Origin of the sequence: Pseudomonas sp. 51_B, assembly GCF_017491595.1 — a bacterium.
GTDB classification, from domain to species: Bacteria; Pseudomonadota; Gammaproteobacteria; order Pseudomonadales; family Pseudomonadaceae; genus Aquipseudomonas; species Aquipseudomonas promysalinigenes.
Genome location: NZ_JAFGYW010000298.1, coordinates 1 through 476 on the forward strand (window position 1 = coordinate 1; position 476 = coordinate 476).

Sequence of the window (476 nt, forward strand, 5' to 3'; positions counted from 1 at the left end):
TCATGTATTCGAGCATCACTTGCAGCTTGGCCTTGGCAGCCGGGTCCAGCTCACCGCCTTCGCCGGGCAAGCCGCTCTGCGACTGCTTGATCTGGTCGAAATCCTGCGGCAGCAATTTCGCCACACAGCCTTGATAGTCGTTGAACGCCTTGCTGAATTTCACCGGCAACAAACGCACTTCGGAGACGCGGCCATCGCCAGACGCACGACGTACCACCGGGCTGCGACCGTCCAGCAGACCGCTGATCAATCCCCCGGCCTGGGATTGCGAGCTGTTGAACAACACATTGCCGCTGCCCAGACGCACAGAGCCCAGATTGATGTCGCCACGCCCTGGCTGCCAAGGTGCAGCGGCAGCGAGCAAAGTCGCCGAACCGCCGCCAAGCATGGCGTTGTAGGCATTCAGGCGAAAGATCGCCTGTTCACCGGCCTTGCGCACGAACTCGCCCGAGCCGAAATCGGTAATCGGCTGGGTC

The 476-nt window shown here is 61.6% G+C and carries 1 pseudogene; it reads right to left on the reverse strand.

Annotation, left to right across the window (positions count from 1 at the left end):
- Positions 1–476, reverse strand: a pseudogene (locus J5M56_RS24920) (OmpA family protein); the annotation flags it as partial.